Here is a 14199-nt window from a genome sequence, read left to right as displayed (position 1 = left end):
CGTGACCACCACGACCGACGAGCTGGTGTCGTACGAGGACGCCCTGGCGTCGTACGACCCCGTCATGGGCCTCGAGGTCCATGTCGAACTCGGCACCAAGACCAAGATGTTCTGCGGGTGTTCCACCGAGCTGGGCGCCGAGCCCAACTCGCAGACCTGCCCGACCTGCCTCGGCATGCCCGGCGCACTGCCGGTCGTCAACGCGATCGGCGTCGAGTCCGCCATCAAGATCGGTCTCGCGCTGCACTGCGAGATCGCCGAGTGGTGCCGCTTCGCCCGGAAGAACTACTTCTATCCGGACATGCCGAAGAACTTCCAGACCTCCCAGTACGACGAGCCGATCGCCTTCAACGGCTATCTCGACGTGCAGCTGGAGGACGGCGAGGTCTTCCGGGTGGAGATCGAGCGTGCCCACATGGAGGAGGACACCGGCAAGTCGACGCACGTCGGTGGCGCGACCGGCCGTATCCACGGCGCCTCGCACTCCCTGCTCGACTACAACCGCGCGGGCATCCCCCTCATCGAGATCGTCACCAAGCCGATCGAGGGTGCGGGAGAGCGTGCTCCCGAGGTCGCCAAGGCGTACGTCGCCGAGCTGCGCGAGCTCATCCGGGCGCTCGGTGTGTCGGAGGCCCGCATGGAGATGGGGCAGATGCGCTGCGACGTGAACCTCTCCCTGCGCCCGCACGGCCGGGAGAAGTTCGGCACGCGCTCCGAGACGAAGAACGTCAACTCCCTGCGCTCCGTGGAGCGTGCGGCCCGGTTCGAGATCCAGCGGCACGCCGCGGTGCTGAACTCCGGCGGCACGATCATCCAGGAGACCCGCCACTTCCACGAGGACACGGGGTCCACGACCTCGGGCCGGGTGAAGGAGGAGGCCGAGGACTACCGGTACTTCCCGGAGCCCGACCTCGTCCCCGTCGCCCCGTCCCGCGCGTGGGTCGAGGAGCTGCGCGCGGGCCTGCCCGAGCAGCCGCTGGCGCGTCGTAACCGGCTGCGCGAGGAGTGGGGCGTCAACGCCCACGACATGCAGTCGATCCTCAACGCCGGTGCCATCGACCCGATCGTCGCCACGATCGAGGCCGGTGCCGACGCGGCGTCCGCCCGCAAGTGGTGGATGGGCGAACTGGCCCGCAGCGCCAACGAGTCGGGCAAGGCCCTGGAGGACCTGCCCATCACCCCGGCGCAGGTCGCCCGGGTGGCACAGCTCGTCGTCGCCGGAGAGCTCAACGACAAGCTGGCCCGCCAGGTCATCGAGGGCGTCCTCGCGGGCGAGGGCACTCCGGACGAGGTCGTCGAGAAGCGCGGTCTGAAGGTCGTCTCCGACGAGGGCGCCCTGACCGCCGCCGTCGACGAGGCCATCGCGGGCAACCCGGGCGTCGCGGACAAGATCCGCGGCGGCAAGGTGGCCGCGGCCGGCGCCCTGGTCGGCGCCGTCATGAAGGCCACCCGTGGCCAGGCCGACGCGGCCCGCGTCAAGGAGCTGATCCTGGAGAAGCTCGGCGTCAGCGAGGGCTGAGTTCCGCCTTTTTGCAAGCCCTGGGGGGTGCATCGGTTCCGATGCACCCCCCAGGTATGCCCCCGGACGCCCCACGGGGACGACTGAGTGCGCACCCTCCTGGCGCCCCGCCCTCATGGATCTGCCCGGCGCGCCGACCGGCGGCCGGCGCGCCGCCTCGACAGGTGCCTGCGGCGCCGCGGCACCGAACCGGGCGCACGCCGGGGCCGCCCACGCGTCCCGTGGGACCATTCCGGGACGACGCGGGGACAACGAGGGGCTGACGCGGCCGACATGTCCGACGCGGACGGCGTGTGCGCCGGCGACGCGCCGGCGGACGTACTGATGAAGGAGCGGCAGCGGGATGTACGCGATATCGCTGGGTGACGACGGCGCCGAACTGCGTCCGCTGGAACCCTGGCACGCCGAGGAGTTTCTGGCGCACCTCGACCGCGGGCGCGAGTTCATCACGCGGCACATCCCGTTCGGGGTGGGCGCGACGGACGTCGACTCCGCGCGGGCCGTCCTGCGGACCTGGGCCGACAAACGCGCCACCGACAACGGCGGCCTGCACGGACTGTGGCTGGACGGGAAGCTCGTCGGCGGCGTGCTCTTCCGCGTCTTCGACGCCGTGAACGGCACCTGTGAGGTCGGCTGCTGGCTGGAACCCGCCGGGAGCGGGCGGGGGCTCGTCACCCGCGCGATGCGGGTGCTCATCGACTGGGCGGTTGACGGGCGCGGCATCCACCGTGTGGAGTGGCGGGCGTCGTCCGCCAACGAACCGAGCATCAAGGTGGCGCGGCGACTGGGCATGAGCCGCGACGGCGTGCTTCGGGGGAACTCCGTCCACCGGGGCGTGCGCCAGGACACCGAGGTGTGGTCGGTGCTCGCGCCCGAGTGGCGGGCGGCACGCGCGCGTACCACTCACAACGATCATTAAGAAACCTCTCAGAGAGCGTCCGTACGGTGCCAGACATGGGAACCAAGACAGTTGACGAGGCCGGGGCAGAGACCGGCACCGAGGCGAAGAGCGACGAGGCAAAGGTGGACACCACCAAGGTCGAAAAGTCCACCGAGACCACCGAGGCCACCGAGGCGAAGACCGACGCCGAGGCCGCGGCCGACGAGTCCGACGAGTCCGAGGTGGCCGACGACGAGGTCGACGGCCTTCGGGGGGACACCCAGGAGGGCCCCTCCGGCGTGGGGCAGGGCGCCGGCGCCGTCGTCTCCGCCGGGCTCGGCCTCGTGTCGCTCACCGGCAGCTGGGTCGCCACCGTGGCCGCCGCGCGCGAGACCCTGGTCGGCCAGCTGGGGACCTCGTCGTCGGCGACCGTCGCCACGCAGGTCAAGGAGGTCTACGGCGATGCCTGGGCCACGACCGCGCTGATCGGCGGGCTGTTCGCGCTCGCCGCGCTGATCGTCGGCGTCGTGGTGCTCGCCCGGCCCGCGTTCGGTGCCCCCGGCAAGCCGCAGCCCGCGTGGATCAAGTCGGTCGCCTGGGGCGGCGTCGCCCTCGGTGTGATCGGTCTGCTGCTCGCGGTCGCGAAGTACACCGACATCATCCTGGGCCTGCCGTCGGCGAGTTGATCCTCCCGAGCAGGGCCGGAGCACGTACTTAGCGCGTTCTGAGGGGCCTTAGGTCCGCCGTAGGACACCCACGGCGGATCTAAGGCCCCTCGCGCGTGCAAGATGCGGAACTCTCCCGATGTGGCACACCCGCCTTGGAGACGAAAGTTGAGGCATCGCAACAAGCGAAGCCGGAAACCGACTCTTCACGAGGGACACGAGATGTTCGAGTACGAGCTCCACCAGATCCGTTCCGCCGACCTGATCCGCGAGGCGCAGAACCACCGTCTCGTCCGCGAGGCCCTCCGCCTGCGCCGCGACGCCCGCGACGCCCGCAAGGCCGCCGCCGGGGAACCCGACACGGAGGGACAGTCCACGTCCCATAGCAACCGTCCCCGCCGGCCGCGGTTCGCCCGCGCCGCGTGAACACGAGCGCGGGGGAGCCGCCGGGCGGCGCGGGCCCGGGGCTCCGAGAGGACGGCCGTACGGGGATCGGCCGACCTCGGGAGGACGGCCGTACCGGGACCGGCGGGTCCCGGGAGGACAGCCGCAGGGGGACCGGCCGTACGGGGGTCGGCCGGTCCCGGGCGGGGGCGCCGTCGGGGGACACCGCCCCGTCGATGTCGGTGCCGGCCGTCCGGGCCGCCGCCGGCATCGACGCGTCTGCCGTCGTCGGCACCGGTGGCGCGTCTGCCGTCGTCGGCATCGGCGACGCGTCCGCCGTCCTCGCCGGCCTCGGTGTCGGTGGCGCACCGGCCGTTGCCGCCCGCCCGCCGATATTCGCTGCCCCGTTGTCCGACCCCCGTGCGATGCTCGGGACCGTGGAGACCAGGTCCGTCAGTCCCGTGTTCGTCGGCCGCGCCGCAGAGTTGGGCGCACTCGCCGACGCGCTCACCCGTGCCGCCGCGGGCGAGCCGCAGGCGTTGCTGCTCGGCGGTGAGGCCGGGGTCGGCAAGACACGGCTGATCGAGGAGTTCGCCACCGCGGCCGGCCGTACCGGCGCCGTCGTGGCGGTCGGCGGCTGCGTCGAGATCGGCGCCGACGGGCTGCCGTTCGCCCCGTTCTCCACCGCCCTGCGCGCCCTGCGCAGACAGCTCCCGGACGAACTCGCCGCCGCGGCCGCGGGCCAGGAGGCGGAGCTGGCCCGCCTGCTGCCCGAGCTGGGCGAGGCCAGGCGCGGCCCCCGGGACGACGAGGAGGGAACGGCCCGCCTCTTCGAACTCACCGCCCGCCTCCTGGAGCGCCTCGCCGCCGACCGCACGGTGGTCGTCCTCCTGGAGGACCTGCACTGGGCCGACGCCTCCACCCGCCATCTCCTCGCCTACCTCTTCCGCACCCTGCGCAGCGGCCGCCTGGCCGTCGTCGCCACCTACCGCGCAGACGACATCCACCGCCGCCACCCCCTGCGCCCCCTCCTGGCCGAACTCGACCGCCTGCGCACCGTCCGCCGCATCGAACTCGCCCGTTTCAACCGCACCGAGGTCGGCCGCCAGATCGCCGGCATCCTCGCCGCGGAACCCGACCCCGCCCAGGTCGACGACATCTTCGAACGCTCCGACGGCAACGCCTTCTTCGTGGAGGAACTCGCCGTCGCCGCCCACGAGGGCTGCTGCACCGGCCTCACCGACTCCCTCCGCGACCTCCTCCTCGTACGCGTCGAGGGGCTGCCCGAGAGCTCGCAGCGGGTCGCCCGGATCGTCGCCGAGGGCGGTTCCACCGTCGAGTACCGGCTGCTGGCCGCCGTGGCCCGGCTCGCCGAGGACGACCTCATCGAGGCGCTGCGTGCCGCCGTCGGCGCCAACATCCTCATCGCCGCACCCGGCGGCGACGGCTACCGCTTCCGCCACTCCCTGGTCCGCGAGGCCGTCAGCGACGACCTGCTGCCCGGCGAGCGCTCCCGCCTCAACAGGCGTTACGCCGAGGCCCTGGAGGCCGATCCCGCACTCGTACCGGCCGACGAGCGCGCCGCTCGCCTGGCCAGCTACTGGTACCACGCCCACGACGCGGCCAAGGCGCTGCCCGCCGTCCTCGACGCCTCCGTCGAGGCCCGCTGCCGGCACGCACACGCCGAGCAACTGCGGCTCCTGGAGCGGGCGATGGAGCTGTGGGAGTTGGCCCCCGACTCGATACGGGCCGGCCTGCGCCCCGTCGACTACGCCGAGGTCTATCCGCCCTGCGGCTGCGACCCGGCCACCACCCCCCTGCGCTACCTCGACCTGATGGCCGAGGCCGCCGTCGCGGGCCGCCTGTGCGGGGAACGCGAACGCGCGCTGAAGATCACCAGGCGGGCCCTGCGCCTCCTGGAGGACGAGGACGATCACCACCCGAACTCGCCGTCCGGCTCGGGCCGTGGGGACCCCCTTCGCGCCGCCTGGTTCTGGGCCCAGCGTTCCCGGCTGGTGCAGACCACGGCCCGCGGCGACGGCTGGAAGGAGCTGGCCACCGCCCAGGAACTGGTCCGGGGCCTACCGCCCTCGGAGGTGCACGCCGAGGTGCTCGCCACCGTCGCCAACTGGTCGATGGTGCACGAGCCGGGACCCGACGCGCTCATGGCCGCCGAGCGCGCCGTGGAGTACGCGCGCATGGTGGGCGCCCGGGACATCGAGCTGAACGCGCGGCTCACCCTGGGCGGGCTCCTCGTCGAAGCGGGCGACATCGAGGCGGGGCTCACCGAGCTGCACGAGGTCAAGGAACAGGCAAAGGCGCTCGGCGACGCCGCCGTGCTGGGCCGCCTCCATGTGAACCTGCCGTCCCACCTGGAAGGCATCGGCCGCTCCCAGGAAGCCGTCCGCGTCCTCAAGGAAGGCGTCGGCCTCGCCAGGCGGCTCGGTCTGCTGGACATCGAGGCCCTGGTGTGGGGCAACCTCGCCGAATCCCTGCACTCCCTCGGTCGCTGGGACGAGGCCGGTGAAGCCGCGATCAGCTCGGAGCGCGTCGGCCAGAGCGCAAAACGCCGCGGCTTCCACGCCACGCTGCACGCCCATTTCGCCCTCTCCCGCGGCGACCTGACCGTGGCCCGCCGCCAACTGACCGCCGCCCGCGAACACTTCGGCACCCACGACACCATGCCCCAGCACGCCCTGCCGCTCGGCCGCATCGCGATCGGCGTCGCCGCGGCGGAGGGCCGCCTCCTGGATGCCCGGGCCGAACTCGCCGCCGCGCTGGACACCGGCTTCCCGCCCGGAACCCAGCGCTACGGCTGGCCGCTGCTGCTGGCCGCCGCCACCGCGGAGGCGGACGCCCTCGGCCTGCCCGGCGCCGAGCCGGGGCGTGGCGAGGTTCTCGAAGACATCCACAAGGCCGCCAAGACACTCGCCACGAACGTGCCCGTCTGGCAGGCCTACGGGCACTGGCTGCGCGCCGAGCTGCTGCGCGCCGAGGGCGCCGGGACCCCACGGGACTGGTCCGAGACGGTCACCGCCTTCGAACCGCTGGAGCGCCCCTACGACCTCGCCCGCGTCCGCCACCGCCTCGCCGAGTCCCTGCTGGCCTCCGGCGCGGACGACGACGCCCGCGCCCGCGCCACGGAACTGCTGCGCCTGGCCGGGGCGGTGGCCGACCACCTCGGCGCCCGCCCGCTCGCCGAATCGGTCGCCCTGCTCGCCCAGCGCGCCCGGCTCACCCTGTCCGGGACGACGCGGCAGAGCCCGCCCGCCGACCCGGCCGAGGCGCTCGGGCTGACCAGCCGGGAGCGCGACGTGCTGCGCCTGGTCGCCGCCGGCCGCAGCAACCGCCAGATCGCCGAGAAACTGTTCATCTCCCCCAAGACGGCGAGTGTCCACGTCTCCAACATCCTGGCCAAGCTGGGCGTCGCGGGGCGGGGGGAGGCGGCGGCGCTGGCGCATCGGATGCGGTTGTTCCCGCCCGAGGCACCCGCTGCCCCGGCGGCGGGGTGAGACATACGCTGGAACGGATCCCGGCCGAGGGAGGCCCTGTGTTCAACATGTTCGAGGAACTCTTCGCACCAGGCCGTAAGCACACCAATGACGAGAGAAAGCGCCTGGAACTCAGCCGAACGGATGTGAACGACGGCGACCCCGGAAGAGGGCCCATAGACCTGTCCTCGGGCAAGGTCGTCGTACGCCCGCCGAAGCAGCCCCCCGCGGCTCCGGAGCCGCCCGCGGCCCCGGAGCCCGCCGCCGCCCCGGAGCCCGGTGAGGACTGAGGCCCGCGAGCCTTTCCTACGTCACCTGCAGCTCCAGGATCCGGTCGTCCCCCTTCCCCGGTGTGCCCCGGCCGTCCGTCTCGCTCGTCGTCACCCACAGCTTGCCGTCGCCCGCCGGGACCACCGTGCGCAGTCGGCCGTAGGTGCCCTTCAGGAAGGCCTGGGGGGCCGCCGAGGCCTCGGTGCCCTTCAGCGGGACCCGCCACAGGCGCTGACCGCGCAGGCCCGCCATCCAGAGGGAGCCCTCGGCGTAGGCGATGCCGCTGGGGGAGGCCTCGGCGGTGTGCCACTGGGCTATCGGGTCGCGGTACTTCGCGTCGCCTGACCTGCCCTCGGCGTCCGGCCAGCCGTAGTTGCCGCCCGGCTTGATCGCGTTCAGCTCGTCCCATGTGTCCTGGCCGAACTCCGCGGCGAACAGGCGTTGTTTGTCGTCCCAGGCCAGGCCCTGGACATTGCGGTGGCCGTACGAGTACACGACCGAGTCACCGAAGGGGTTGCCGGGCGCCGGTTCGCCCTCCGGCGTCATGCGGAGGATCTTTCCGCCCAGGGACTTCTTGTCCTGGGCCAGGCCGCGGTTGCCCGACTCACCCGTGCCCGCGTAGAGCATGTTGTCCGGGCCGAACGCGATCCGGCCACCGTTGTGGATGAACCCCTTGGGGATGCCCTTGAAGACCGTGTCCGGTGCCCCCAGCTGCTCGCCCGACGGCTTGTGCTCCTCGTGCAGCAGGCGGGCGATGCGGTTGTCCGACGCCGTCGTGAAGTACGCGTAGATCATGTGGTCCGAGGCGTACGACGGGGAGAGGGCGATGCCCAGGAGGCCGCCCTCGCCGGCGGCGGAGACGCCCGGCACCGAGCCCAACTCCGTCTTCTTGCCGGTCTTCTCGTCGATCCGCGTGATCGTCCCGTCGTCCCGGGAGGTGACGAGCAGATCGCCGTCGGGCAGCGGGGCGAGGCCCCAGGGGGTCTTCAGACCCTGGGCGACCGTGCGCACCACCTTCACCGAGCCCTTCGCGGGCGGGGTTGCCTCCGCCGTCTTCCCGGAGGACGACGACCCCGGCGCCGTACGGCCCGGTGAGGTGCTCCTGTCCGCGCCCGGGGTTCCTCCGTCGCCGGAGGAACAGCCGGACGCCAGCAGGAGGGAGGCCGCGGCCAGTACGGCCGCCGCAGCTCGACGTTGCACGATCGTGGTCCCTTCGACGTGGGGCTTCTACCTGTCTTACACCGCACGCGCCTCCTGGGTTCCCGATCGCCGGCCCCGAATCCCGGAACCCACCACGGCCGGGCCCCGGCCCGCCGCGTCCGAGGCGGCCGGATCATGCCGCTCCGCACCGGGCCGGTCGCGCCCGAGGCGGCCGGATCCGAGTCCCAGGCGGCCGGCCCCCACCATTCCGTTCCGGGCCCCCGCGTCGCGGACCCGTCGGCCCCGGCACCCGGGCCGCGGACCCGCACTCAGTCCCAGGACCCCCGTGCCGCGGGCAGGGCCGCCACGTCCGCCAGGTCCCTTGCCGTCAGGCGCAGCCCGGCCGCGGTCGCGTTCTCGGCCACCCACCGTGCCCGCTTCGCCCCCGGCACCGGCACCACGTGCGGGCCCTGCGCCAGCAGCCACGCCAGCGCCACCTGCGCGGGTGTGACCTCGTCCCCGTGCCGCCGGGCGATGCGCCGAAGGCCCACCACGATCGGCTGGTTCGCGGCCATCATCTCCGCCGTGAAGCGGGGGTGCCGGGCCCGCAGGTCGTCCGGCTCGAAGCCCTCGCCGGGCGTGAGCGTGCCGGTCAGGAAGCCGTTGCCGAGCGGCATCGCGGCCAGCAGGCCGACCCCGCGCGCCGCGCACCACGGCAGCAGCGCGTCCAGTGCCTCCTTCGACCACACCGACAGCTCGGCCTCCACCGCGCTCACCGGGAACACCTGCTGCACCCGCTCCAGCTGCCGGATCGTGGCGTCGTGCAGCCGTGCCCCGGAGCGGCGGGCGGAACGCGCGCCCACCGCGCACAGCCCCAACGCCCGTACCTTCCCGGCCCGGACGAGGTCCGCCATCGCACCCCATGTCTCCTCGACCGGAATCTCCGGGTCCGCGCGGTGCAGCTGGTAGAGGTCGATCACGTCCGTCTGGAGGCGGCGCAGCGAGGCGTCGCACGCCCGCTTCACATAGCCGGGGCGCCCATTGGCCACGATGTGCTGGTCGCCCACCAGCAGGCCCACCTTGGTCGACACGAAGGCCTCGGAGCGGCGCTCCTTCAGCACCCGCCCCACCAGCAGCTCATTGGTGAACGGGCCGTACATGTCGGCGGTGTCGAGCAGCGTCACGCCCACGTCGAGCGCCCGGTGCACGGTCCGCAGCGACTCGTCGCCCCGCTGCCGCGAACCGGTGTACGCCCAGTTCATCGGCATGCATCCGAGTCCGACGGCCCCCACATCGAGCGTCGCCGCGCCGATAGTCCTGCGCTCCACGTGGCCGAACCCTCCCTCTCCTGGCACCCCAAACTAACCAATGCGGTGCCGGACGCTTCGCATAGCCTCCTGACCATGACTTCCGACGTATGGCTCCCGCTTCGCGCGGAGGAGATCGACGGCCTCCCCGAGGACCTCACCTACCGCTTCTGGGACGGCGGCAAGGAGTTCCCCGCGGACCCCGCCGACTGCGCGTTCTATGTCGTGCCCTACATGAAGGGCGCCGAGATCGCGCTGCGCCCCCTGCCGGAGATGACGTCCGTACGCGTCGTACAGACGCTCTCCGCCGGCATCGACCACATCCAGCCCGGCCTCGGACTGCTGCCCGAGGGCGTGCAGCTGTGCAACGCGCGTGGGGTGCACGACGCCAGCACCGCGGAGCTCACACTGACGCTGATCCTCGCCTCCCTCCGGGGCATCCCCGACTTCGTACGGGGACAGGACCGGGAGGAGTGGCGCTCCGGGTTCCGTCCGGCGCTCGCCGACAAGTCCGTTCTGATCGTCGGGTACGGCTCGGTCGGCAGCGCGATCGAGGACCGGCTCGCGCCGTTCGAGCTCGCGCGGGTGGCGCGCGTCGCGCGCTCGGGACGCGAGACGGCGCGCGGCCCCGTGCATCCCATCTCCCGATTGCCTGAACTTCTTTTGGACGCCGATGTGGTGGTGGTCGTCACGCCCCTCACAGAACAGACGAAAGGCCTGGTCAACGCGGACTTCCTGGCCCGGATGAAGGACGGTGCGCTGCTGGTCAACGTCGCCCGCGGGGGCGTCGTCGACACCGAGGCGCTGCTGACCGAGCTGGAGAGCGGCCGCATCCAGGCGGCACTTGACGTCACCGACCCCGAACCGCTGCCGGCGGGGCACCCGTTGTGGCATGCGCCGGGGGTGCTCATCAGCCCCCACACCGGCGGCCCCACCTCCGCGTTCCTGCCGCGCGCCAAGCGGCTCCTGGTGGCGCAGCTGAACCGTTTCGCGCGCGGAGAACCGCTGGACAACCTGGTTCTCACCACGGGTGCGTAAGTCACCTCCCGTTGGTGTCCGGTTGGCCTCCCGTCCACTTCGGGCACCCTCCGCAGTTCCCTGGATGCGGGCAGTTTCCGTTCCCCCGTTGATCGTCACGGAGCGTAGAGAAGCTATGTCCCTGAGTGACGAGACTGGTGTATCGTCCCGACAGGGGCTGCGCCGCGCACCATTCGGCGCCGGGGATGGACATTTCAGACTGCGAGGGGGGCGACGGATGATGCACGGTCCATGGACCAACGATCCGACGCGGCGGGGCGGCCGACGGCGACCCTGGTGTGCGGCGGCGCGCAGACGCGGCCTCGGTGGCCATCACCAGCGCAGGCCCGGCGGTCGCAAGCGGCACGCACAGCCGGCGCCGGACCTGCGGGACCCCGCAGCGGCCCGGGCCCGGTGGGCCCGGTGAGCTCCCCCGGGGCGCTGCTTGTCCGCCAGCCGGCACTCGGCGGCGGGACGAGCCTGGTCCCGCAACTCGTACTGGCCCTGGTGTGCGCGGGATACGCCCTCGGTTCCGCGCTCGGCTGGGGCTCCCAGAGGGTCGCACTCGTCATGGGCGACTTCGGGCTGAGCGCCGCGGCGGGTACCGCGGCGGTCTCCTGCCTCCTCTATGCGCGCACGCGTCGCAGCCGCTTCCGACTCGCATGGCTGCTGTTCGCGCTCTCCTCCGCCATGGCGTCACTGGGCAACGGGGTTTGGGGGTGGTACGAGGTGATTCTCCACCACCCCGTGCCCAGCCCCAGCTACGCCGACCTGTTCTTCCTCTGCTTCGCGCCGCCCGCCATCGTGGGGCTGCTGGTGCTCGCCAAACGGCCCGTGACCAAAGCAGGTTGGGTGTGTCTCGTCCTGGACGCCTGGCTGATCGGCGGCTCGCTGCTCACGCTCTCCTGGAGCCTCGCACTCGCCCAGGCGGCGAAGTTCGACGGGCCGAGCGTCGCGCACACGGCGCTCTCGCTCGCGTATCCACTGCTCGACATCGCCCTGGTCAGCATGGTTCTCGCCCTGCACTTCAGGCGCTCGGCGGTCAACCGCTCCGCGGTGAACACCGCGATCGGCGCGCTGGCCCTGACCGTGATGTGCGACGCCCTGTTCACCTCGCCCCTGCTGCACGACAACTACCGCTCGGGCCAGCTCCTCGACGCCGGCTGGTTCGCCGGCTCGCTGCTCCTCGCGTACGCCCCCTGGGTCGGCGTCCGGTTCGGGCAGCGGGAGAGCGGGCACGCACGCGTGGTGCACGAGCACGTGCCGGGGCCACGGCCGGCGGGCTCACGGCCTGCGGGGCCTCGCCCACCGGGCCACCCGGGCGACCGGCCGCGCGCACCCCTCCAGGACGGAGGTCACAGCCGGTATCCGGCCACCCGCCCGATCGCCGGATCGCTGGGCGCCCTCACGCCGTATCTCGCCGCCGCCGTCTGCACGCTCGGGATCCTCTACAACATGCTCAACGGCCGCAACGTCGACCGAGTGGTGCTCATCACCGCGGGCGCCGTCGTGCTCGCCCTCGTCGTGCGCCAGGGCATCATGCTGCTCGACAACATCACCCTCACCCAGGAGCTGGCCCAGAAGGAGAACCACTTCCGCTCCCTGGTGCAGGGCTCCAGCGACGTGATCATGATCGCCGCGCCCAACGGCATCCTCCGGTACGTCTCCCCGGCCGCCGCGGGCGTGTACGGGCGGCCCGCCGAGGACCTCGTCGGGACCGAGCTCGCCTCGCTCATCCACCCGGAGGACCTGCGCTGCGTGGTGCACGAGGTGCGCCGCTTCCTCGCCGCCAGCCACACCGAGGAACCCACCACCCGCATCGAGTGCCGCTTCAAGTCCGGCTACGGCGGCTGGCTGAACGTCGAGTCGACCGTCAACCGGCACCACGGCGGTCTCATCTTCAACAGCCGGGACGTGACCGAAAGGGTGCGCCTGCAAGCGCAGCTGCAGCACAACGCGGAGCACGACCCGCTCACCGACCTGCCCAACCGCGCCCTGTTCACCAAGCGCGTCCAGCAGGCGCTTTCCGGCCGCCGCACCTCCGACCGCGGCACGGCCGTCCTCTTCATCGACCTCGACGGCTTCAAGGCGGTCAACGACACGATCGGGCACCAGGCCGGCGACGAGCTCCTCGTCCAGGCCGCCCGCAGACTCCAGGACGCGGTCCGGTACGGGGACACCGCCTCGCGGCTCGGCGGCGACGAGTTCGCGGCCCTCATCGTCGGCGACGGCACCCGCGACCGCACCGCCCGCGAAGGCCACATCATGGAGCTCGCCGACCGGCTGAGGGTCACCCTCTCGCAGCCGTACGCCATCGGCGGCAACGATGTCCGGGTCGCCGCGTCCATCGGCGTGGCCTTCGCCGAGCCGGGCCTCGGCGCCGGTGACCTGCTGCGCAACGCCGACCTCGCCATGTACCGGGCCAAGGCCGCCGGCAAGGGCCGCGTCGAGCTGTACGCGCCACAGATGCAGCAGGACGTCGTACGGAAGGCGGAGCTGGCCACCCGGCTGCGCGCCGCTCTGCACGACGGCGAGTTCGCGCTGCTGCACCAGCCCGTGGTGTCGCTGGAGGACGGCCGGATCACCTCGGTCACCGCCCAGGCGCGCTGGCGTTCCTCCCAGGGCGTGCTCTTCACGCCCGCCGAGTTCCTGCGCGTGTCCGAGGACAGCGACAAGGCCGCCGAGCTGGGCCGCTGGATCCTCGAGGAGGCCGTCGAGCAGGCCGCCGAGCGCACCGCCACCGGCCTCGCCGTACCCGTCGGCGTCCGGATGAGCGCCCGCCGTCTGCTGGACCGCTCCCTGCCCCTCGGCTCCGTGGAGGCCCTGCTGACCCGGCACGGGCTCGCCTCGGGCGCCCTGGTGATCGAGCTGTCCGACACCGACCCACGGGTCTCCCTGGACGAGCTGGAGCGCAGGCTGAGCGCGCTGCGGCGGATCGGCGTCCGGATCGCCCTGGACGGCTTCGGCAGCGGCTACGCGGCCATCACGGCCCTGCGCAGGCTCCCCGTGGACGTACTGAAACTGGACCGTGGCCTCGTCGAGGGCGTGGTGGAGTCCGCGCGGCTGCACAAGATCACCAGCGGGCTGCTGCGCATCGCCAGCGACCTCGGGCTGCAGTCCGTGGCCGACGGGGTGGACCTGCCCGAGCAGGTGCTCGCTCTCCGTGCGATGGGCTGCACGCACGGGCAGGGCACGGCCTTCTCCGGCCCGCTCGACGAGTACCGGCTGCGCCGGGCCCTGGCCACCGGGCAGTACCCGGTGCCCCACGGACCGGCCGAGCCCGCCTTCGCGGGCGGGGGTGCCGGGGTGTACACGCCTGGTGTGCCGGTCGTGTTCGGTGGCGGTACGGCCCTCCGCTCACATAATGAGACTCCCGTCCCACCCACTTGACAGTCGGTGCGTGCCGGGGGGAGGGTCAATGCCATGCGCACCCGAATTCTCGTACTTGGAAAGCGCGTCGGCTGAGCTGGTGAAGTACCGGACGACCCGGAACACCCAGCGACCGCACCCGGCGCGCTCCCCTCGC

The 14199-nt window shown here is 72.6% G+C and carries 10 protein-coding genes; 8 read left to right on the top strand and 2 right to left on the bottom strand.

All coding sequences use genetic code 11. The features are described from left to right. Position 1: 1 nt before the first annotated feature. The 6 genes from gatB (at position 2) to SAVERM_RS14265 (ending at position 7229) form a co-directional block, all read left to right on the top strand. Complete coding sequence (gatB, locus tag SAVERM_RS14290; protein WP_010984175.1) at positions 2–1519, top strand: Asp-tRNA(Asn)/Glu-tRNA(Gln) amidotransferase subunit GatB; 1518 nt, start codon at positions 2–4, stop codon at positions 1517–1519. A gap of 343 nt (positions 1520–1862) precedes the next feature. Then, positions 1863–2438: a GNAT family N-acetyltransferase gene (locus SAVERM_RS14285; protein ID WP_010984174.1), complete on the top strand. Its 576-nt coding sequence runs from the start codon at positions 1863–1865 to the stop codon at positions 2436–2438. A 35-nt stretch (positions 2439–2473) separates the two neighbouring features. Beyond that, on the top strand, positions 2474–3085 hold the full coding sequence (locus SAVERM_RS14280; protein ID WP_010984173.1) for a hypothetical protein: 612 nt from the start codon (positions 2474–2476) through the stop codon (positions 3083–3085). Between the two features lie 201 nt (positions 3086–3286). Next, complete coding sequence (locus tag SAVERM_RS14275) at positions 3287–3490, top strand: hypothetical protein (RefSeq protein ID WP_037649766.1); 204 nt, start codon at positions 3287–3289, stop codon at positions 3488–3490. 383 nt (positions 3491–3873) lie between these two features. Next, positions 3874–6960: a helix-turn-helix transcriptional regulator gene (locus tag SAVERM_RS14270; protein ID WP_037649804.1), complete on the top strand. Its 3087-nt coding sequence runs from the start codon at positions 3874–3876 to the stop codon at positions 6958–6960. Between the two features lie 38 nt (positions 6961–6998). Continuing rightward, a complete protein-coding gene (locus SAVERM_RS14265) occupies positions 6999–7229 on the top strand; it encodes a DUF6191 domain-containing protein (protein WP_037649764.1) in 231 nt (76 codons plus the stop codon). Positions 7230–7245: 16 nt separating this feature from the next. Here SAVERM_RS14265 and SAVERM_RS14260 read toward each other — a convergent pair whose 3' ends face one another. Together SAVERM_RS14260 and SAVERM_RS14255 are read right to left on the bottom strand one after the other, a co-directional pair. Further along, positions 7246–8409 carry a PQQ-dependent sugar dehydrogenase gene (locus SAVERM_RS14260; RefSeq protein WP_010984169.1) on the bottom strand — a complete coding sequence of 388 codons (1164 nt, stop codon included), beginning with the start codon at positions 8407–8409 and terminating at the stop codon, positions 7246–7248. Between the two features lie 269 nt (positions 8410–8678). Then, on the bottom strand, positions 8679–9677 hold the full coding sequence (locus tag SAVERM_RS14255; RefSeq protein ID WP_037649762.1) for an aldo/keto reductase: 999 nt from the start codon (positions 9675–9677) through the stop codon (positions 8679–8681). Positions 9678–9752: 75 nt separating this feature from the next. Here SAVERM_RS14255 and SAVERM_RS14250 point away from each other — a divergent pair, with 75 nt between their 5' ends. Both SAVERM_RS14250 and SAVERM_RS14245 read left to right on the top strand, forming a co-directional pair. Continuing rightward, positions 9753–10694, top strand: a complete 942-nt coding sequence (locus tag SAVERM_RS14250) for a 2-hydroxyacid dehydrogenase (RefSeq protein ID WP_010984167.1) — start codon at positions 9753–9755, stop codon at positions 10692–10694. 231 nt (positions 10695–10925) lie between these two features. Continuing rightward, complete coding sequence (locus SAVERM_RS14245) at positions 10926–14063, top strand: putative bifunctional diguanylate cyclase/phosphodiesterase (protein ID WP_010984166.1); 3138 nt, start codon at positions 10926–10928, stop codon at positions 14061–14063. The last annotated feature ends 136 nt before the right edge of the window (positions 14064–14199 follow it).

This window comes from Streptomyces avermitilis MA-4680 = NBRC 14893, assembly GCF_000009765.2.
Lineage (GTDB): Bacteria > Actinomycetota > Actinomycetes > Streptomycetales > Streptomycetaceae > Streptomyces > Streptomyces avermitilis.
The sequence above is the reverse complement of the archived record's forward strand: the minus strand, read 5'-3'. Positions and strand labels throughout refer to the sequence as shown.

Excerpts from the sequence above, each read along its gene's own strand:
- SAVERM_RS14280 (WP_010984173.1), top strand. The coding sequence starts at position 2,474 with ATGGGAACCAAGACAGTTGACGAGGCCGGGGCAGAGACCGGCACCGAG.
- SAVERM_RS14250 (WP_010984167.1), top strand. The coding sequence starts at position 9,753 with ATGACTTCCGACGTATGGCTCCCGCTTCGCGCGGAGGAGATCGACGGC.
- SAVERM_RS14285 (WP_010984174.1), top strand. The coding sequence starts at position 1,863 with ATGTACGCGATATCGCTGGGTGACGACGGCGCCGAACTGCGTCCGCTG.
- SAVERM_RS14275 (WP_037649766.1), top strand. The coding sequence starts at position 3,287 with ATGTTCGAGTACGAGCTCCACCAGATCCGTTCCGCCGACCTGATCCGC.
- SAVERM_RS14245 (WP_010984166.1), top strand. The coding sequence starts at position 10,926 with ATGGACCAACGATCCGACGCGGCGGGGCGGCCGACGGCGACCCTGGTG.
- SAVERM_RS14270 (WP_037649804.1), top strand. The coding sequence starts at position 3,874 with ATGCTCGGGACCGTGGAGACCAGGTCCGTCAGTCCCGTGTTCGTCGGC.